The organism is Erwinia typographi, assembly GCF_000773975.1.
GTDB classification, from domain to species: Bacteria; Pseudomonadota; Gammaproteobacteria; order Enterobacterales; family Enterobacteriaceae; genus Erwinia; species Erwinia typographi.
In genome coordinates this window covers 12,927-31,924 of sequence record NZ_JRUQ01000068.1, presented here as the reverse complement: position 1 = coordinate 31,924, position 18,998 = coordinate 12,927, and the positions used below count along the sequence as shown (strand labels likewise).

18 protein-coding genes are annotated in these 18,998 nt (G+C 54.6%); 3 read left to right on the top strand and 15 right to left on the bottom strand.

Features of this window, described 5'->3' with window-relative positions; translation table 11 throughout:
- Positions 1–257 precede the first annotated feature (257 nt).
- The 13 genes from repA to trbB form a co-directional block, all read right to left on the bottom strand.
- On the bottom strand, positions 258–518 hold the full coding sequence (gene repA, locus NG99_RS28510; protein WP_072017650.1) for a replication regulatory protein RepA: 261 nt from the start codon (positions 516–518) through the stop codon (positions 258–260).
- 152 nt (positions 519–670) lie between these two features.
- Positions 671–1,216, bottom strand: a complete 546-nt coding sequence (locus NG99_RS22540; RefSeq protein WP_034898056.1) for a phospholipase D family nuclease — start codon at positions 1,214–1,216, stop codon at positions 671–673.
- A 150-nt stretch (positions 1,217–1,366) separates the two neighbouring features.
- Complete coding sequence (locus NG99_RS22535; protein ID WP_034898055.1) at positions 1,367–2,167, bottom strand: DsbA family protein; 801 nt, start codon at positions 2,165–2,167, stop codon at positions 1,367–1,369.
- A gap of 171 nt (positions 2,168–2,338) precedes the next feature.
- Positions 2,339–7,495: a conjugative transfer relaxase/helicase TraI gene (gene traI / locus NG99_RS22530; protein ID WP_034898053.1), complete on the bottom strand. Its 5,157-nt coding sequence runs from the start codon at positions 7,493–7,495 to the stop codon at positions 2,339–2,341.
- Entirely contained in the window at positions 7,495–9,690 is a 2,196-nt protein-coding gene (gene traD / locus NG99_RS22525; RefSeq protein ID WP_034898052.1) for a type IV conjugative transfer system coupling protein TraD, read from the bottom strand. Before traD ends, traI begins: the two co-directional genes overlap by 1 nt.
- Positions 9,687–9,917: a hypothetical protein gene (locus tag NG99_RS29450; protein WP_157032685.1), complete on the bottom strand. Its 231-nt coding sequence runs from the start codon at positions 9,915–9,917 to the stop codon at positions 9,687–9,689. The genes traD and NG99_RS29450 overlap by 4 nt, the downstream gene beginning before the upstream one ends.
- A 220-nt stretch (positions 9,918–10,137) precedes the next feature.
- On the bottom strand, positions 10,138–10,752 hold the full coding sequence (locus NG99_RS22520; RefSeq protein WP_034898050.1) for a hypothetical protein: 615 nt from the start codon (positions 10,750–10,752) through the stop codon (positions 10,138–10,140).
- A gap of 48 nt (positions 10,753–10,800) precedes the next feature.
- A complete protein-coding gene (locus NG99_RS22515) occupies positions 10,801–11,478 on the bottom strand; it encodes a hypothetical protein (protein WP_034898048.1) in 678 nt (225 codons plus the stop codon).
- Positions 11,475–14,363 carry a conjugal transfer mating-pair stabilization protein TraG gene (traG, locus tag NG99_RS22510; protein ID WP_034898046.1) on the bottom strand — a complete coding sequence of 963 codons (2,889 nt, stop codon included), beginning with the start codon at positions 14,361–14,363 and terminating at the stop codon, positions 11,475–11,477. Before traG ends, NG99_RS22515 begins: the two co-directional genes overlap by 4 nt.
- A complete protein-coding gene (traH, locus tag NG99_RS22505; RefSeq protein ID WP_034898044.1) occupies positions 14,363–15,730 on the bottom strand; it encodes a conjugal transfer pilus assembly protein TraH in 1,368 nt (455 codons plus the stop codon). Before traH ends, traG begins: the two co-directional genes overlap by 1 nt.
- A complete protein-coding gene (locus NG99_RS22500) occupies positions 15,723–16,064 on the bottom strand; it encodes a hypothetical protein (protein WP_034898042.1) in 342 nt (113 codons plus the stop codon). Before NG99_RS22500 ends, traH begins: the two co-directional genes overlap by 8 nt.
- 129 nt (positions 16,065–16,193) lie before the next feature.
- Entirely contained in the window at positions 16,194–16,625 is a 432-nt protein-coding gene (locus NG99_RS22495) for a hypothetical protein (RefSeq protein ID WP_034898040.1), read from the bottom strand.
- 10 nt (positions 16,626–16,635) lie between these two features.
- Positions 16,636–17,121, bottom strand: coding sequence for a type-F conjugative transfer system pilin assembly thiol-disulfide isomerase TrbB (gene trbB / locus NG99_RS22490; protein ID WP_034898038.1), 486 nt, complete (start codon positions 17,119–17,121; stop codon positions 16,636–16,638).
- A gap of 105 nt (positions 17,122–17,226) precedes the next feature.
- Here trbB and NG99_RS22485 point away from each other — a divergent pair, with 105 nt between their 5' ends.
- Positions 17,227–17,424 (top strand): hypothetical protein, encoded by a 198-nt coding sequence (locus NG99_RS22485; protein WP_034898036.1) that lies wholly within the window; start codon positions 17,227–17,229, stop codon positions 17,422–17,424.
- A gap of 140 nt (positions 17,425–17,564) precedes the next feature.
- Here the strand turns inward: NG99_RS22485 and NG99_RS22480 are convergent, their stop codons facing one another.
- Together NG99_RS22480 and NG99_RS22475 are read right to left on the bottom strand one after the other, a co-directional pair.
- Positions 17,565–17,864, bottom strand: coding sequence for a hypothetical protein (locus NG99_RS22480; RefSeq protein ID WP_157032684.1), 300 nt, complete (start codon positions 17,862–17,864; stop codon positions 17,565–17,567).
- A 106-nt stretch (positions 17,865–17,970) separates the two neighbouring features.
- The gene (locus tag NG99_RS22475; RefSeq protein ID WP_034898066.1) at positions 17,971–18,261 is read right to left on the bottom strand and encodes a hypothetical protein; all 291 of its coding nucleotides are present in this window, start codon (positions 18,259–18,261) and stop codon (positions 17,971–17,973) included.
- 105 nt (positions 18,262–18,366) lie between these two features.
- On the opposite strand from NG99_RS22475, the gene vapB reads away from it, so the two are divergent.
- A complete protein-coding gene (gene vapB, locus NG99_RS22470) occupies positions 18,367–18,594 on the top strand; it encodes a type II toxin-antitoxin system VapB family antitoxin (protein ID WP_034898032.1) in 228 nt (75 codons plus the stop codon).
- On the top strand, positions 18,594–18,992 hold the full coding sequence (gene vapC, locus NG99_RS22465; RefSeq protein WP_034898030.1) for a type II toxin-antitoxin system tRNA(fMet)-specific endonuclease VapC: 399 nt from the start codon (positions 18,594–18,596) through the stop codon (positions 18,990–18,992). The genes vapB and vapC overlap by 1 nt, the downstream gene beginning before the upstream one ends.
- Positions 18,993–18,998: the final 6 nt, after the last annotated feature.

Sequence of the window (18,998 nt, the reverse complement as noted above, 5' to 3'; positions counted from 1 at the left end):
GAAGGTATTGTCTTTTTCTGAGCATGCACATATACTCCCCGTATAGAGCAACAGCTTCTATACAGTTTTAGTGGGCCCCGATTAATCTTCTCTTCCGCCAAGTTGATAAAGATTATCGGGGTTTTTGCTTTTCCGGCCCCGGGTAAATACCCTGTCAGAACCAGTTCCATGCCACCTTACGGCGTGGCCAGCCCCAAATGCCTTGAAACGATTGGTAATCTAGCACTCATACGTTAAACGTTCAAGAATGTAAATATTCACAATTCGGACTCTCTACGTTTTACTTCAAGCTCGATGAGTTTTTCGATCATCTGAGCCTGAGTAATACCTTCTTCATCCGCAAGCAGCGCAAGTTGTTCTTTTAAGGAACTATGTATTACCGCATGAAATGCTTTATGCGTCGAACTTCTACGGGCTAAAGAAGCCTGCTGGCGCTCTCTTGCTGGTACTGGAGAACCTTTTCTATATTGACGCTTTTCTTTCGATGAGGAAGTTACTGCGCTTCCAGCCTGTGACATTTCTGCCTCCTCAAAAGATCAAACAAGGATCGTTTCGCAGAGGATACTACAGATTTTTGAAATCAGCGACTTAACTTCAGTCAAAAGTGTGAACCGTGTTGGCGCACGGCTCACCAGAGAGGATATTGATTAGCGATCGGGCAACATTCAGCTCAGTACGATGACCGCCACTGCGTACCGACATTCCAGCGGGACTGCCAGTGCGTAAGATACGTCTGCGCCAGTTCAGGCATCTCACGGACAACCAGCACGTTCTCCGAATTCTTACGTGCTCCCGCCCTGCTCCAGTTAAAGCTTCCTGCCTCAACCGTATGATTATCCAAGATAATAACTTTATCGTGCATGATGGCGTAGTGACCGTTTGTGCGTAGAGGAATACCGGCATTCACCACAATATTCATCGCTGCCTGGCTGGCCTTATTCCTGTTCCCCTTCTCATCGAGAACGATTTTTACATCAACGCCGCGTCGGTGTGCATCGACCAGCGCCCTGACCACCTCCGGCGAAGTGAACGAATATCCCATCATGCGGATGGTGCTTCTGGCAGAACCGATCGTACTCAGGACCAGCTGCAGTGCGCTGCCCTCCGGTGAGAATCCCGCCTGGACAGAGGGAGCGGCGAGAGCTGGCTGGATACCACACAGCGACAGGCACACAAGACCGGACATTGCCAGTTGGCGGGGTGAAAAATAATGCATTGTAAAACCTCAGAATAATACGGATGAAAGGTGTTTAACCGAAAACGCCGGGGACGGGAAAACGTGCTTTTTCCGTCTCAGGGGTTGGACAACTGAGCGTGGCGAGGGCGTCAGTCTCTGTTATGAATCACGGATCAAACAGGGAGAGGATTACTTTTCCCCGTTGACTGCGGCTTTATCGATAGCCACCTGCAAAGCTGCGGCACTGGTGAACCCGGGAATAACGGTCACATTGTCAGCACTGGCACCGGTTGCCGGCATTACCACCAGGGCGGGCGTACCGCTGAAACCCAGCTGCTGCGCCAGCGTGTTAATGCCATCCAGCGTCTCCTGCACATCAGGTGCGGTCTTCGCACTGAGGCCCACGGCTTTCGCCGCCGTACTGATATCACCGGCAGTCAGTTTGCCCTCATTATGACCGGTGGCATAAAGGGCGTTGTGATACTTCAGGTAAGCATCCGCCCCCTTCTGCTGCCACACCTGCAGGCCGGTTTTTGCCGCACTCAGCGACGCAGGCCAGCGCTGCCCAAATATCGGGAATTCCTTAAACACAAAGCGCGTCTTCGGGTTTGCCTTTATGATTTTCTCCAGTTCCGGCGCGAGGCGCGCGCAGTAGATGCACTGGTAATCAAAGAACCCGACGACCGTCACTTTGGCATCAGTGGGACCATAAGACGGCGTACCTTTATCGTTCAGCAGCGCCGCCTGGTTCTGAATGGCCGCAGCGGTCATCGACCGTTGCTGTTCTTCCTGCTGCTGTGCCTGCAGTTTCTGGCTGACCACAACCAGCACGTCAGGATGAGCAATCAGCCAGTCCTTCGCCACTTCACCAATGCGGGCCTCCTGCTCCGGAGTAAAGACAGGTGTGGCTTTCTCAGCCGCATTTGCCATACCGGACAACAGAGCGCTGATCATCATCACCGCCAGTGCGGTGCGCTTTACTGTTAACATATTAGAATTCCTTATTTTCAGTCCAGGTGACGGCCTTTGCCGCCTGTTTCTTCAGTCTGTCTGCCCGTACCCATGCAAGCCGCACCATAGCCGCACGTTCATGCTCAGGCGGAATAAGCGATTCAACGGAGCCAGGCGCTGACGGCATTAATATTGCGCGACCGATGCCGGTCACTCACCAATTTCCTTATCTCTCACTATCTCGCGCTCAACCCGGTGAAGCTGATCGGTCACGCTTTCCCGCTGCCGCGCCTGTTGACGCTCCTGCTGCATGACCTGACTCAGCCCGGCCTGCTCCTGCTGCCGGAACTGTTCAGCCTCACGCAGTAGTGCACGGGATTCCGCGCGCTCCGCCTGCTGCAGGGCATCCGGGCGTTCCGGGTCACCAGGCAAATGCGGGACGGCCTCCGGCTGCTGCTGGCGGCGGGCTTCTTCAGCCAGCGCCTTCGCCATCCGCTGTTCTTCCGGCGTTTTGAGGCTGATGGGGTCCGGCGTGCCGGCCGGATTGCTGTCCGGGTGGCGGAAAATGCCGGCACTGTCCGGCAGAACCAGACCACCACTCAGACGCTTCATGATGGCATCAGTGGGTGGTTCACCGCTGACGACCACAATACCGTCGCCGGGATGCTGCAGCCCCAGCTGTCGGGCCTCTGCCAGGTCTCTGGCCTGGCGGGTCAGGCCGGTTTCACTTTGCCGGAATATCACCAGGGTGGCCTCTTCACTGCCAAGTAACCGGGCGTTATCACTCAGGCCCCGTAACCGGCCATCGCCATGAAGCTGCACCTCCCGCAGCAACACCGCCCGCTGTACGCCGCTGGCATCATGCGCCGGCAGCGCCACATGTGGTGCCGGATATTTCCGGCTGCCGTGGATAAAGCGGGCCTCACCTGCCTCAGGCAACTGCGTTGCCAGTGCCCGCCCCAGGGCGCTGGCAGATAATGGCGTGGCTTTTTCCCATAACTGTTGTGCGGTCGCCGCCTGACGGTCACTGTCTGCCAGCAAGACATCGTGGGCCGTCTGCCGCTCTGCAGGCTGAGAGACCTTCTTCAGCCACTTATCCAGATTGTCGGTATAGACCTGCACATGCACTTTTACACGCGACAGCCCGACGTACGCATCCCGCATTGAGGCCAGGGCAGCTCGGGCACCTTCCACACCGGCCAGCATAATCACATACAGGGCACCAGCCCCCTGTGCTTTGTGCGTGGTTCCGGCATAACCGTAATCCAGATGACGGTCAGCCATATCCTGCCCGGGGTTAAGCACCCGCGTTTCATCACCCTGAGTCAGCTGCAGCTCGCCCTCTTTTGTCACGCCGGTAACGGTCCAGTTGCTGTTCGCTTCGCGCCCGCGCTCGCGCTCGCGGTCAGACCGGGAAAAGCTCACCTTTTCCCCGACCGAGACGGCTATTTCACGGAGCTTAAACACCGCGATGTCCCGCAGGCTGCTCTCAAAGGCCGACAGTACCTGTGCCTGACCGGTCTCATCAACCAGCTCGACATAACCGTTCTGGCGGCTGTCCTTCCCGGCACGGATGGTATAATAGCGGTCGTTAATCAGCGCGATATTGCCGTGTTGCGCCGCCATACCCGCCACCGACTTCAGCCTGTCCGTCTGCGTTTTCACCCGGTCCAGCACGGTGATGGTCACTTCACGGCCGAGCTCACTGCGTTCCTGCAACTGAGCGTGAATGGCGGTATTGATGGCGTTTTTGTCGGCGTTGGTCTGGGTGACAATCAGCGTATTGTCGCGTGCTTCTGCGGTACGACCGGTGAAGTCATCGACAATGGCCTGAATCACCCGGTCACCCTGCTCTTCCTTCTGTTCTTTCGTCTGGGGGATGGCCATCACGGACTGCACCGGTGACCATCGGCCTGGCGTTCTCGGCACCGTATCCGGCGTCACGCTGCGGATGGTATCCAGTGCCGCCGGGACCTGGCGGGCAATGACGGATTCAATGGCCGGTTTCAGCGCCGGACTCTGACGCACAATATCCTGCATGATGGCGGTATCCAGCGGGCTGCGTTCCTGCAGCAGGGTGAAGGGCGCGCCGTTATCCACCGGCAGCAGCTGGTCCCGGTCACCGCTCAGCACCGCACGACCACCACCTGCGGCAATATGGCCCATCGCATCAGCCATATCCCGGTTGCCCACCATTGAGCTCTCATCCACCAGGAACAGGGTCTTACTGAAATCGGGCTTCTCTCCCCCCTGAATACGGCGCTCCATGTCCATCAGGAAGCTCGCCAGCGTCTGCGCTTTGACGCCAACATCGGCCATCTCACCCACCGCCCGGTGGGTTGGTGCCAGGCCGACGACCTCCGGGCGCTGCTCTGCCGGCAGGGTCTCCAGCGCTGCCAGGACGGTTTTCAGCTGGGTGGTTTTCCCCACACCGGCATAGCCCTGTATGCCGGTGAAACGGTCGGTACTCTCCAGTATCAGGCTGGAGGCCTGCTGCTGCCCGGCGGTGAGTCCGGCAAACAGTGCCGGGTCGGCATGACGCAACAACGGTGACTGCGTATCCAGCCCTTCCACCACCAGACGGATGACGCGCTTCTCCGCCTCATAACTCGCGGCCGTGACGAACAGTTGCTGCGCGATACCTTTCGGTCCCGGTACCGGGATGAGTTCACCGGTCTGCACCTGGCGGGCCAGTTCACGGTCCACATCGTCCTTACGCAGGGAGGCATGCAGCGGCAGCGCATTCGCCAGTACGTCGGGGCGACTGAACACCACCTCACTGCCCTGGGTCAGGCTGACGGCCTGGCGCACCGCTTTTTCAGCAGGGCTCATCAGGTTGTCCCTTGCGAAGTCCAGCGCCGCAGCGAGCTCACCGTTCTGCGGGTTCACCTGCGCCAGCGCGGTCCGGTACAACGGCGAACGGGACAGGCGCCGTTCAGCCTCATCGTTTGCCAGCGGGGTATAAAGCTGCACCCGCTCACCACTGCGGGCCAGGGTATTGAGCATCGTCGCGCCGGTATCGCGCCCGGAGACCGCGGCCAGCACCGTGCCCTGCTCGCTGACGCGCTTTCCCGGCGAGGTGACGTAACCGTACCCGGCCTTCAGCGGTTCATCGGTACGAATAATCCGCGTCTGCCCGTCATGCTCCACCACCAGGCTGTTCTTTCGCACGGCCGTAACGGTGACAGTGTCACCAGAACGCTGTTTACCCTGCCGCGCCAGCCAGGTCAGTTTCTCCCCTTCAGCAATATCTACGCTCTGTGACCGGTACAGGCTCCAGCTGCTGTCCACCTGACTGAGCTTCATCCCCTGGCGCTGACCATCCTCTCCGACCAGCATAAGTGTGCGGGTCTCCGCGCTGACGCGGTCAATGGTATAGCGCTGAGGCGCACGGCTGTCCGGAGCGCGTTGTTCGAGCACCATGCCCTCCCGGTACGTATCCAGCTGGCGGCGGTTTTTGCTGTCCAGCCACTGCGGAACCAGCATGTCGACGGACGCCGTTTTTCCTCCGAGCAACCCTTTCTCCTGCAGCGTCTGCCGCAACTCTGCCGTTAGTGACTGCTGCTCGCGCTCGCCGCTGACCTGGGCCACCACGTTCTCTCCCTGGCTCACCATCGCCACATAATCCCGGGCCAGAGCCGCATAGCGCTGCCGCTTGTCCGGCTCACTGACCACGCTGACGGCCACGGTTCGCTCTGTTTCCGCCCGGTAGCGGGTCACCCCGGCCGCCTCCAGCGTCTGCAGGGCATTGCCGGTCCCGCTGCGACCGCCGCTGTCCATCATCAGCAGCTGTGACTGTGCGCGAAGCGCCTGGTCGGTGACCGTCAGCGCATCACGAACGGAAAGCTTTTCCGCCCCGGCCACAATCAGCGTACTGTTCACCGGCAACGGAGACGCTGACAGCCCTTTCAGCGTCATCACTTTATCCGCCAGACCAGGCTGTTCAGCCAGCCAGCGCTCACTGCTGCGGTCGGTAGCCAGCACCACCACGTCCCGTCCCTGTGACTGTGCCAGCTGCACCCCGGCCAGCACCGATTCGCGCATACCGCCCGCGCCTCCCGGCTGGCTGACAATCGCCAGTGACGGACGGTCTGCTTCAATCTGCTGCATCACCGGCACAGACGGAGAAAACCGGGCAGGGGCGCCGGCGGACACCACCACGGCGGATTTCATCTCCCCGGCCAGCTGCTGCAGGCTCAGTTCGTCCAGCAGGTGAATGGAGGAGGTAAACACGCCTTTCTCCCGGTCCAGCGGTATCAGCTGCTGCGTCTCAATCGCCGATTCAATGGCCGAACGCGCCATCACCGCAATCTGCTCCCGCGCATCGAGACTGTTCAGCGTCCGGTTCAGCACATCGGAATAGGTAAAGCGGGTCCGTTTTTCACTGAGCTGAGAAATCGCCAGGCTCACCGCCTGGCGAACATCGTCCGGGGTCGTCTCCGGGCGTACGGCTCTGTCGTCGTCCATCGTCTTCAGACGGGCTTCAGCTTCCTGGCGAAACGCGCCGATATCGAATCCTTCCTGCTCCAGACGGTTCATCCAGTCGGTCAGCAGTTCTGTCCGGTCGGGATCTTTCTGTTTGGCCTTACGCGTATCCAGCGCCGCCACGTCACGGGATTTCAGGGACGCGCCATCCCCGACGGCCTCCCGGATTTGTTGCGTACGCTGTGAAAATATCTCCACCGGGACACCCTCGATTTCCCACAGATCGTTTTTGCCGGTCACCACGGTCCGGAATCCCATCTCCTCCACGGCCTGACGCAGTTCGTTACGGTAGATTTTGCCCAGCGCCACCTGCAGGGCATAGACGTTCTCGATAAACCCGCTGTTGCCGACCTTATCGCTGGAAAGTGTCTTCCACTCCCCCAGGTACTCCGTCAGGTTCATCACTATCAGGTGCGTATGCAGCTGTGGATCAAGTTCACGTGAGGTGTCATGGTGGAAAGCCGCAGCCAGCAACTTACCGGTCATCTCTGTCTGGCTGACCCCATCGACCATGACACGCGTACTGGCCAGTCGTTCAATTTCTCCCATGGCCACACCGACAGCACGCTGATGCGCCTCCAGAATACGGCTGTCGCCCAGTACCACACCCAGTACGGAAATACTTTTTGGCGCCGACAGCGTCAGGTCGTAACCCGGCCGGTGAACATTCTGACCGCCCGACATCCGGGAGAGATCGACGCCCTGCGGGAAAAATCCGGCCAGGGCATCATCGAATGTCTTCGCATCCACGGGGCCTTCCAGGCCTAACAGCTCTGCGGCTTTCCCCATCCAGGACGCTTCCATACTGCCGAGAAAGTAATAATTATCTTTCGCCATGTAGTAGCTGGCTCCACCGCCAGCAACAGAAGAGACCGTCAGCATTACCAGTCCCTCTCTGGCTCGCTGCCGTCATCCGGTTCGCCATGGTCACGGTGAACGAGGATATTTTTCTCTTCCTCCTGCATCGCCTGCAGGGCCTCCTGCTCGTACGCCGCATAGTCTTCGTAACGATCTGGCTCAGTCAGAATTTCACCGGTCTGCGTATCCACCTGCTGTCCGTCATATTCCTTCACCCGACCACCGTTCCGGGCCGGACTGGCCGTTGCCTGGCTGCTCCGGGTATCAGGCACGGAGGACGATACAGCGGCCGGTGGCAGGGGGGATGAATTGATGCTTTCGGTTGCAGCAGTGACCGGAGATACGGTGCCAACTGGTGCTGGTGCTGTTGTTGCCGGTACGGCAGGCGCGTTGCTCTGTACCGCAAGCAGCCTGTCGATGCTGTCTTCATCCAGCTCGCGGCGGGTAATTTCCTCCTCGATTTCCGGGTCCAGACTGTCATTCAGCTCCCGAGGCAGGAACTCTGCCGCGATAAAGTCCATTTTTTCGTAAGTCATATTCATACGTACCACCGGGTAATTACCCGGTAGCGTCACGTAGCAGTTCAGGTCCGGCAGAGACTGGATATCGGAGTAGTTGACCAGATACTGGTCATCTTCCTGCTTGCTGAACGACACCCCGTCACGCACGGTATCTGCACCATAGCTGTACTGTTCGTTAAACACCTTCGCCCGGCGCTGGCCCAGCTGACGCATCACATAGTTCGCCACGCCTTCATCCGGAGAGCGGAAGAAAAAGCGGGTATTGAGTAAATCCATCATCGCGTCAGCAAATTCACGACCGTAGGTGAAATCCAGCTGCGGTTTGTTCTGAAAGCCGAGGACAAAACAGCCACCAAACTTACGGGCCTCCGACAGCACGCCAGGAAGTTCCGGCAACTTATGCAGGGACGTCAGCTCATCGTAGATAAACCACACCCGGCGGGTCGGGTTCTCTCCCATTTCCAGCAGGCAGTTGGCTGCCTGCGCCAGCCACATCGAGATCAGCGGTTTCAGGGACTCATGCTGACGGGCATTACTGGTGATCCACAGCCAGCCGTTGCGCTGCCCCGGCTCGTTCACCTGTTTCATCCATTCACGGATGGCAAAACGGGGTTTACCGGTGCGCTCAATCCCCTGCATGTAGCGCAATGCCTTCACGTAGTTGGTCAGCACCCCACGGATAGAAATGGCGGTCTTCTCCACCTTCTCTTCCATCAGGTTGGAGGCTTCCGTACCCTGCACGTATTCCCGCAGCGCCTTCAGATTGATGGCCAGCAGGGTACGCAGCAGCGCGTTATAGCTGCGATGCGGGTCATTCTGGAAACGTTTAGATACCGAGGTAAAAATGGTCCGGGCAGACCCCGTCCAGAATGGATCTTCTTTGGTACTCTGGGGGATCAGCGTATTGCCAATGGAATCAAAATCCGATGTGGTCTGACATTCCAGCCACAAATCCCAGTTTTCACAGCGCTTATCACGTGGATTCAGCAGCTTATCGATGTTTTCATTAAAATGGCGCTTAACCAGCGAACAGCCCTTGTCGTAGACAATCACCATGTCCCCGCGTGCGCGCAGCTGCTGCAGCAGTTTGTTGAGGGCATTGGATTTACCGGAACCGGGCGTACCATGCAACAACAGGTTTTTAACCTCACTGTCGAGCAACAGTGGTAACTGGTCAAAATGCAGTGGCGATGCTTCATTGTTGCGGTGCAGGGTTCTGGCCACCGCTTTCACATCTTCTGTCAGTGACCGACCGCCCACCAGGTCATCCTGGGCCTGTTTCTCGCCGAGCCGGCGCAGAAGGTAATAGACGCCATACGCCACTGCCAGCACCACACAGCTCGCAAGGAATACCGCAATAAACAGCTCCTGCAGCGTCAGCTGACCGGCATAGGTCATATAGGGGTCTTTCAGAATGGCTGCGGAAGTAAAATGCAGCGTTTGTCCGTCATAGGGCACGTCATATACGGGGGGGACATTGAACAACGCTTTTTCACCGCCGGCGGAGAGGTATAACCACCAGTACAGCCCACCGTTACGCATGTCCTGCCACGGCACCCGCATCCAGAAAAATAACGGTGTCAGTACAAAAAAAAGATTCAACAACCAGAAAGCAATACGGCGGTTGACCTGCATAAACATATTCAGCATATAGCTGAATACCTGGCCGCCCTGGGTAATATGCTTGGTGGAACTCATTTCTGCTCCCCGGAATATTCAGGTGAAAGCGAGATAATCATCTCCTCAAAAGTTGCATTCCGAAATGCAGCAGCCGGATCATAAATAATAATGAGGTCATCATTATTCCATTTCATCATGGGCAAAAGCTGGTTTATCTTGGCGTATCCCATTCCTGTCTGACGCGAAGAAGAACTATTTTCTTCAGGCAATACGGCATCAGAACTGACATTATCAGAACAATTCATACAGAATACCTTTTACAGATACAGCAACGAGCGCCGCCAGCGTATGACAGCGCGATGCTGAATAATATGATAATGAAGATCCCCCCAGGCAGGGGAACAACTGAGATCTGGAGTTAAATCAATCAGGCGAGTTGAGTCAGAATTTATTTCTGACTCAACACACCGGAGAAAAAACGAAATGCGTTAGTGACTAGCTATAATAAAATATTAGAAATCGCTATTACTCCCTGGGGTAAGACTCAATCAGTTGAGTCTTCAATCCTTTATCATTTAATTTCCTGATAATATTCTCACGATATGTTTTCATGTTTTTCCGGCTATCTCCAGTTACCGATTGAACTAATGCAGAAGCCATGGCATCGGCACTTACACCGCCAGATTGTTTATCGAAGCTAACATACCAGTCGAGATGCCAGCCATCTTTGTACTGCCACAGGCAATTGTAGAAGCGGGTATTTTCTCCCCACCGGGACATCCCCTTGGTATCCGACGCAACAACCACATAAGCGCCTTCACATAATGGGATGTTGAGAGATGCACCGTTAGCGGCCGCAAGTGCACCCAATCCACTATTCCCCAATGGATTAACTAATCTGAAACGCCCTGGTTGCTCAGGAAGGGGAGATGGAGGTAAATTTCTGGTTACCCTGACATCACTCATGATTGTTTTTAGGGTATCAATATAAATATCAGCGACATCATCCGGGGTACGGTTTTGCATGTCCTTCATATCATATACAGCATAATTTGAAACAGACTCGTGTGTTGGCGTAAACATGCACCCTGCTAATAAAGCACACCCTGCCACAATTGAAAACCCCATGAATTTATTCATACATCCCTCTATATTTACTCTGACAGAACCACTATTTAACTGAAAACATCAATAGTTATTATCTGATGAAGTTGTCCCATATACATTGCCTTGCATATCAAAACCCGAATTAACCATCGGAAGGCCTGATGCAGGATTAAAACTATCGTAATGAGATGTATCAGCCATTGCATTTGTTGTTGAATACCCAACTGAAACGCTCGTATTCACATACTCATTATTTTTGTTACAACAGCCACCATCCAACATGGTGCTCCCGGCTCCGGAAAAATTAGACATGTACGATTTCCCGGCGGCATCGGGTTGATTACCGCGAAACGAACACTGCCGGCTGGCGGTTCTTTCTGGCAATACGGCAGACAAAGCATCTTGATCAACCACCCAAAAAACTATATTACCAAGCCAACTGGCAATAACACTCCCGACCAGTATTGCCATCCCGCCGCCCCACCATGCCCATGCAAAAATAAGCAGAATGAATGGCGTGGACACTATGATTTTTTTAAAAAAAATCTTGCGCAAATACAGATCGTTATCATTGACCACCTTGAGCTCTGGCCAGTATATAAATGAGAAGAACATCGGCACCATACACATAACAGATACAATCAGACATGGCATAACAAACCATGAATCAATCGGCATGAAACAATATGAGAAATAGATCGCATTAGCGGCAATAATAAAATGGTTGACCCAATATAAAAACATCCATTGCCTAATCACTTATTATTCTCCTCAAACTGTCTTTGTATATCCTGAGCCTGCTTCGTTAATTCATCACGCGTTTTACCACCTGGCAGCGTGTTTTGCTGCTGCTGTTCATCTTTATAGGACTTACCGAACTTCCGCCCCTGAACCTGATGATCCTGCTCCAGGTCAGTATACTGCTTATTCACTTCACCCTGTTGTTTATTGACGTTTTCTTGAGCAAAATCAACAGATCGCTTCGCATCCGCTCGTGAGTGTTCAACCTCACTGGCAACACGCCCCTCAGCTTTCACACCCTGCCCGGCTGCAGTCTGCGCCATGTGTTGTTGCTGGCTTTCAAAATCACTGTGGCTGACGCCCTGTAACCCACCGTCAGCAACCGTATCGCCCATGCCTTCAGCGGCTCGTCCCTGACTGGCCCGGAACTGCGCTTCCAGCTGTGGCATCATGCGCTCTTCCACAAAGCGTCCGGCCAGTGATTCACGTTCCGCACGGGCTTCCGGGCTGGATACATCGGTCAGCACGCGTTCAGCATCCGGGTGATTCTGCTTCGCATATTCCACAAACTCCTGCGTGGCATTGCTGCGGATCGCCGCACTGTTGTTCTCAACAAAACTCGCCATCTGCGCATATTCATGGCTGCGGTTTTGTGTGTCACTGTACTGGCTGGCCTGAGTACGCATATCACTGAACGTCGCCGCCATCTGGTTAAGCAGCGAGCCGGACGCGTTGTCCGTATGGCTGCTGTTGTCGGTGGTTCGGTGGCTGGCGACCACATCCACACCGTGGCGGATATCTTTCAGATCCTGAGCGCTGAAGTCTTTCGTACTGCTGGTACGGTTACTCATATCAGTACTGGTGCCATGCGAAGAGCCATTCTGACCGTTGTAGTCCAGTTTCGCATGAGCATCTCCTCCCATACTCCAGCCTGTTCCAAGGCTGGCCAGCTTGCCGATAACCTGCTTGTCAGTGTCAACTTTGGCATAAGCCCCGGCACCGACATTGGCTGACAGATTCTGGCTTTGTTCCATAGCTGCTCTGAGTGCATCAGTCTGGCTGACATTATTGTCACGCGCATAACGCGCCACGGCACTCTGCATTTTACTGATAGCCGCCGCATCATTAGCACTGACGCTGTTATCCGCACCACGACTGACGGTATCGCTGTTCCCGCGCTGACTGGCCCACTGAGACAGCTGTGATGCCCCGGTACTGGTTGTGTGCCCCAGAGTTTCATTCAGGCTCTGTATCTGACTTTGTGCTTCACGCTGCTGGCGCTGGAAACCGCTGACAGCTGAACGGTCCAGCTGAATATCCGTAGGCAGCCGTGAAATCGCCCCGGTGGTATCGTAGACCGAACTGCCATCCTGTGTCCGGGTAGCCACCGCGCCATTCCCCATCTGTGTGGTCGCCATTCCGCTGCGGCTGGCATAGTTGGTATCCCACTTATTACCGGCCACATTGTCGGTCTGCAGGTTATTGAAGGCCCAGGAGCCGTCACCAGCGCGCGATGCTTCAGACGAGGCGGTACTGCTCACGGCTGTCCCCAGATAGTTCCCGGCCTGCGATACCACACTGCCCAGCCCTCTGACGATCCCCCAGGCCAGAAACGGAATCGACAGGGACAGCGCGCCAGCAATCGAGCCAATATCGGCGTGAGTCTGCTGGATAACGGACAGATTGGACAACGAAAATCCCAGCGCACCGGTTTTCGTGGTCAGGTGTGAGCTGACGGCATAGTTCAGGATGGCGAACATCGGTCCCCACGCCTGCAGGTAAATCAGCGTGTAGATATAGCCCTTCAGCACCTGCAGAGTCAGGGAATGTACGGTGGCCAGCAGAATAATCACCGGAAACAGGCCAATCACCATCGCCAGCAGCACCGTGTTCATCAGCGGCAGATAGGTCGTGGCAATCGTCGCCGATATCACCTGGCTCAGACGCATTTTGGAATAGGAGGACTGTGAGGCGAGGTTCACCAGCCCGGCAGCATCACCATTCTGCGCGCTGTAGGAGGAGATCCCCTGCTTCAGACCATTCATCACCACCGTCGAGCGCATTATCTGGCTCGCGGTTGAACCACCACCGTAATAGTAGCTGTAGCTGTCGGCCATCAGCGTACCGAACAGCGCGCTGCTGTTGGGCTTCGCACCCGTGATGCGGGAAACATAATAACTCCAGGTACTCCCGTCTTCTGCCGTATCGGCATTCAGCTGTGATTTCAGCACATTGTTGGCCAGCTCCTGACAGGTCCAGAAACCTTCCCGGGTCGCGGCAGTGTTCCCGTATGAGACCATCACTCCCCGCAGCGGGCTGGGATTGCTGAATATCAGCGAGTACGGATCAGTGCTGCTCATCAGCTCCTGAAAGGAATATTTGTGATTCAGCAGAATATCGCCCACCACACAGTTGCGGACATACGCCGTAAACAGTTCAGCCAGGTCGCCGTTGCGGAACATAAAATCGGTGGCGGTCCCCACCAGGTTAGCCCCGAACAGCATCCCGGTTTTGCTGTAAGTCACGGAGTCCGGCGTGTGGTAGACCGTCTCAAATCCTTCCGTCAGCGCAGTGCCAATACCGGTAATAAATTTCGCCGGCGCCGCCAGCCCCAGCGGGACGTTATCGACGGTATGGATACTGGTGGCATCCGTGCGATCAATAATCTGCACCGTGCGTTTGGGGATAATCAGAATACTGGTCAGCAGGATGAAGAAGGCAATAAATTTAAAGAACTCCAGTGGATCATGCCCCTTCAGGTAGGTGGCAAACAGCACCATTACCGACACCAGGGCTGCAATACGAAACATCGAAGACCATTCGGTGGTCCCCATCAGGGTGGCCACCCCGTTGAAGATATTGGTCAGAAAATCGCCCCCGGCCAGCACGTATACCGTATCCATTACATGCCTCCTTCGCTGCCGGCAAAACGGTAGTTTTGCTGGTAGCGGTCGAGCAGCTGACTCGACGTTTGCTGGCGCAGGTAGCTCATCTGCCGGTCCAGCTCGGCCAGCGCATCCGCTTTTGTCTGTACTTCCTGTTGCAGGGCTTCCAGCTGGGCCGAAGCACCGGACACACTCTCACGCAGGGCATTCAGCTGCGTATCGGGATAGTTCCGGCTGGCCATCTGCATGCGGGCCTGGTCAATCAGCTCCTTCATGTACTGCAGCAGAATGTCATAGGCGATGTAATCAGACATTTTTGCCAGCATGTTGACATTCAGATTCAGTTGCATCGGGTCAATCAGATAGCGCAGTACCGGCACTGACGTGCTCTGAATAAAGCCTTTCTCGGTCTCTGACAGCCCCTCGTCAGTTCGCAGCTTGTCACGGATGCTGTTAATCATATTCTGCACCTTAGACACGAGGGCATTGCCGGCACTGATTTGCACGCTGCCGGTGGTCATTTTTACGCAGTCACCACTGGAGACGCAGGTCTGTATCTTCGCGCTTCCTCCGTGCATCAGTGCTTTTATCAGATCCGGATTGCCCGCCTGCGAGCTCAGCACGGAAGGGGTACCGTTGCTGTCATAAATCATCGTCCCCGTCAGGTTCATCACCAGCTCCTTAAGCTCCGTGTCGCTGCCAACCATCGCGTTGCTGCTGAGAATTTCCCACATCAGGTTCTTGTTCCGCAGCACCTGGTCCTTCTCACTGTCGTCCGCCTTATCCAGCACGCTGCTCATTTCGCCCCCCACGGTACAGCCCTGCCGGGAGGCCGCCCAGTCGGCGAAAAGGTTGCTCTCGCCGGCAATGTCCTGGCAGACTTTCTGCTGGGACACCTGCGTCTTTGGCCACAGTCCGCCAATGATGCCCTGCGCGGCCTGGCAGCTGGACATGTTGGTGCTGTTCAGGTCAGTCGCAATTTTCTGCAGGTAGTCCTTCGCATCCTTCAGTTCGGGCGCGACCGTCTGCAGGGCCAGATCGAAAAAATACCCCTGGGCATTGGCCATCAGGTTTTTGACAAACTGCTGTAGCTGATCGCTGTTAATGAAGGAAAACGCCCCGAGATAGGCATCAATACCGCCGCATCCGGCCGTCAGCGAAGGTGGCGTGAAAGACATCACCTGTATCTGTCTGACCTGATTGCGCAGAAACAGATTCCCGCCGGTGACATACCCGGCGGCCTGTCCCTGCCACGCCGCCGCGCCGGTGGCATTACCTTCAAATCCCAGCTTGTTGAAATAGCTGTTCAGATCGCTGTCAACACCGGCGTAAGCAGACGAACCACATACCAGCGCGAGGAGCCCGGCCAGAAGGGATTTACGCATGGTTATCATCCTTGTTGCGCATCCGTGAGAAACCAACCGCGAAACAGGCTTTAACATCCCCGGCGATGTCCATCAGGGCCACCACTCCCGATGCGATAAAGAACCCTGCGGCAGCACACCCGAAGCTGACCGGCATGGCATACATGGTCAGATTAAGCGGCGTCTTCATCGCCTGCTTCTCCGCATTCAGCTTCACAAAATCTGCGGTGGCATACCCCAGGCTGTCGAATATGACATTCCAGTATTTCCATGCGCAAAATCCGGCCGTCCCGGAAGCAATGGCAAGAATAAACAGAACGAGAGACAGTTTTGACAGAAAAGAAGATGTATTCATACCGCTATCCTTTATTAAAAATAATTCTTCAGAGAGTAAAACATCAGAAAATAAACAGACACAAACACAGAACTGTAAAAGCCCTGAATAACAGAAAACAACGCAGAAGGAATTTAATAATTCACCCGTTTACTTATCAGAAAGTCGTCTGATAGTCTCGCGCTGAAAGATAATGACAGCAAAAACAACAGCCGTCAGCGGGGCAATCATAAAAGTCGTTTGCATACCCATGTTCCCCAGCCAGTCAACATCCCGTTGGGCATGGAATACGGCGATAGCTGCCGGGGCACAGATAATCAGCAGAGGCCACCAGATCCTGATAATTCCTCCCGGTGATGTCACCTCATCCCCCGGACGTAAATATTCGACTGTCAGACAATATGCAGGCAACAGGGAAAATATAAGTCCGGCAAAACCCAAAAGAGCGGCGCTGGCTTCGTACTCTCCCAGAGCAAATGCCGGAATCCCCATATCATTGAGGTCAACATTAAATATAAACATCCAGACAGCAGTCAGAAAATAGCCCAAAACCAGAGTGGTAGTGACAATCAATTTCAACATAATAACGTCCTTATTTTATCATCAGTGCCTGACTGATTCGTTGTAACAGGGAATTCATATCCGTCAGCCCCTGTGCCAGAGGCCAGCTCTGCAGGGTATTCACATTCACAAGAAACGTTGTGGGCGTCACGCCATTACTGCCGGGGCCAAAAAACTGATCCAGCACGGCCCGTGGCGCAGGGATCGCATCAGGAAAGCTGGCGTCACCCTGTCCATCCAGCGTATAGGGAAACACCTTAAAGCCCGTCTGCGTGGACAACTGGATAAGCTGCGGGTCGAACTGCTGACAGTAATGGCAGGAAGCCTGCATAAACAACACAATGCGGTAGTCTGCCACGTTAATCTGCCGCCCGTCAGGAAGAGAATATGCCCGCACTGACTCAGCAGACCTGCCCTGTGATAATTCAGGCTGTGACTGTGAAGGCTGTCTCCTGGCGGATTCAAGCGCCCTGATTTCGTCCAGCGTGGATGCGGATGCCAGATGAACAGGAAGCATGGATAACACCCCATAACAGGCTATCCTTCGAATGCGTTTTAAAACTGATGTATCATGTTTTTTCATTGTATGCCCTGCAATAAATGATGAAAGGATTCAACTGAAATGAAGAGTATTCTTGATAAGCCTGATGTGTTGTTCGTAATAAGGGATATCATCAGAGAAACGCTTATGGGAAATGCCGCGCTGGGATTAATTATTTCAGCCATCGTTCACTTCACCAGTAAAGCAAACCTATCCGTACTTGATACTGTTTTGCGATCTCCCTTTCAGCATCTGGCATATTCATTTTCCTGTGGTTAGCAGCCGTCACATGGGGTTACTTCTGCAAAATAGCGAACACCAGAACATTACCAGGCGTTCTGTTATTTATGATATGGATAATCATCGCAGAACTTGTCCTTACGCTGACTCTTTTAACGATTGCGGGGAGACCTGATTTATTATGAAAACACTACTGACATATAAGCCTGCCAGGAAAAAACAACATTCCCTGCGGACAATAAAACAGCAAGAATAACCATTGCAGTACTGCGTCTGAAAATATGAAAACGCCCGGCCAGCGTTTCAGCGATCATGAGCTGGAACAGCATCATGAACCAGGGGATCAGGTTCATCACCAAAACCCAGCCCCCCTGCAAAGATGGCGGCCAGACGTTGCGATGGAAATAAAACAAAAACGGGATTATCGTCAGGGCATTAATAGCCAGTGTCTTTACTCTGATATCAAACAGATGTTCCACTGTCATTTCTCCTCTTTCAGCGTCAGGCGAACAGTCCGGTACAGGCTGGATTAGTCCCTGCCCATCCAGAAAAATGAGCCAGACAGAATTCGTTTCACGATATACCTCAGGCTCCGGCCTCATCAGACTTCAGTTCCCGCCAGGCATGCCAGGCTGAAATCCCCCAACCTGCCAGCGCCAGTGCGGCCCCTGATACCGAAAACAGCAGCGCAACAATGACATTAACTATGTCCATCAGACTGGCCATATCCCGGCTCAGCGTCAGTACGCGGGCGCTGACGGCGCTGTTCATCAGGAACCAGAACACCGGCCCCGCCGTCATAAACGCCCCGCCGCAAAACAGCAGCAGGTTTTCCTGCTTCTCTTTTGGGCTGACCTTCTCACTTTTCTTATTCACTGTATTCATCCCGTAAAGGTTAAAAATAATGTATATCCCATTGACATATACATGAGTGCCACCATACTGGATATACGCACTGTATATCCCACAAAGAGGCTCATGATGGAAACCACCGTTTTTCTGAGCAACCGCAGCCAGGCGGTTCGCTTACCCAAAGCTGTCGCGCTTCCCGATGACGTTAAACATGTTGATGTGGTCGCCGTAGGCCGTACCCGCATCATTTCACCCGTTGGCGAGGCCTGGGATGCCTGGTTTGAAGAAGAAACGGCATCCTCTGACTTCATGTCAGCCCGTGAACAACCCGACATGCAGGAACGGGAAAGCTTCTGATGATCAAGTACATGCTGGACACCAACATCTGCATTTTCACCATCAAAAACAAACCGGAGGCCGTACGACAGAAGTTCAATCTGCACCGGCAACAGCTGTGTATCAGCACAATAACGCTGATGGAACTTATCTGCGGGGCGGAGAAAAGCAGCGCCCCCGAACGCAACATTGCAGTTATTGAAGGTTTTACCGCCCGTCTGGCGGTACTGGATTACGATATTCAGGCAGCAACACATACCGGGCAGATAAGAGCTGAACAGGCAAAAGCAGGTCAGCCCATCGGACCGTATGATCAGATGATCGCAGGTCATGCCCGCAGTCGGGGGCTGATTGTCGTGACCAACAACATGCGGGAATTCTCCCGCGTCTCCGGGGTGCGGAGTGAAGACTGGCTCTGATTCAAC

Coding starts and splice junctions, on each gene's coding strand:
- NG99_RS22520 (WP_034898050.1), bottom strand. CDS start 10,752: ATGAATAAATTCATGGGGTTTTCAATTGTGGCAGGGTGTGCTTTATTA.
- traI (WP_034898053.1), bottom strand. CDS start 7,495: ATGCTGACGGTCTCTTCTGTTGCTGGCGGTGGAGCCAGCTACTACATG.
- repA (WP_072017650.1), bottom strand. CDS start 518: ATGTCACAGGCTGGAAGCGCAGTAACTTCCTCATCGAAAGAAAAGCGT.
- vapB (WP_034898032.1), top strand. CDS start 18,367: ATGGAAACCACCGTTTTTCTGAGCAACCGCAGCCAGGCGGTTCGCTTA.
- NG99_RS29450 (WP_157032685.1), bottom strand. CDS start 9,917: ATGAATTGTTCTGATAATGTCAGTTCTGATGCCGTATTGCCTGAAGAA.
- traD (WP_034898052.1), bottom strand. CDS start 9,690: ATGAGTTCCACCAAGCATATTACCCAGGGCGGCCAGGTATTCAGCTAT.
- traH (WP_034898044.1), bottom strand. CDS start 15,730: ATGCGTAAATCCCTTCTGGCCGGGCTCCTCGCGCTGGTATGTGGTTCG.
- trbB (WP_034898038.1), bottom strand. CDS start 17,121: ATGCTTCCTGTTCATCTGGCATCCGCATCCACGCTGGACGAAATCAGG.
- NG99_RS22535 (WP_034898055.1), bottom strand. CDS start 2,167: ATGTTAACAGTAAAGCGCACCGCACTGGCGGTGATGATGATCAGCGCT.
- NG99_RS22500 (WP_034898042.1), bottom strand. CDS start 16,064: ATGAATACATCTTCTTTTCTGTCAAAACTGTCTCTCGTTCTGTTTATT.
- NG99_RS22495 (WP_034898040.1), bottom strand. CDS start 16,625: ATGTTGAAATTGATTGTCACTACCACTCTGGTTTTGGGCTATTTTCTG.
- NG99_RS22485 (WP_034898036.1), top strand. CDS start 17,227: ATGAAGAGTATTCTTGATAAGCCTGATGTGTTGTTCGTAATAAGGGAT.
- vapC (WP_034898030.1), top strand. CDS start 18,594: ATGATCAAGTACATGCTGGACACCAACATCTGCATTTTCACCATCAAA.
- NG99_RS22540 (WP_034898056.1), bottom strand. CDS start 1,216: ATGCATTATTTTTCACCCCGCCAACTGGCAATGTCCGGTCTTGTGTGC.
- traG (WP_034898046.1), bottom strand. CDS start 14,363: ATGGATACGGTATACGTGCTGGCCGGGGGCGATTTTCTGACCAATATC.